The organism is Pseudomonas sp. 2995-3 (genome assembly GCF_002742565.1).
Taxonomy (GTDB): Bacteria; Pseudomonadota; Gammaproteobacteria; order Pseudomonadales; family Pseudomonadaceae; genus Aquipseudomonas; species Aquipseudomonas edaphica.
Genome location: NZ_LJSB01000485.1, coordinates 1 through 230 on the forward strand (window position 1 = coordinate 1; position 230 = coordinate 230).

1 protein-coding gene is annotated in these 230 nt (G+C 34.8%); it reads right to left on the reverse strand.

The window, feature by feature from the left end; all coding sequences use genetic code 11:
* A partial coding sequence (locus AOA62_RS32765) for a cytochrome d ubiquinol oxidase subunit II (RefSeq protein ID WP_368665724.1) occupies positions 1-222 on the reverse strand: 222 nt, incomplete at its 3' end.
* Positions 223-230 lie beyond the last annotated feature (8 nt).

Sequence of the window (230 nt, forward strand, 5' to 3'; positions counted from 1 at the left end):
GAATAGACCGGCAATGAATGCGATAATTAATGCGATTGCCATAGATTCATTGGTGAAACCATCATAAATTGTTAGATATGGATATAACAGATATGGTAGATGGGCAGCACCGTAACCGAAAAATGCTGTAGCATATTGAATCATTACCATGATGAAAGCAGTTCCGTAATTACGTCGCTTCCAAATTAGGTAAGTTGCAATTAAAAAAGTTATTAGTGATATTCCAAATA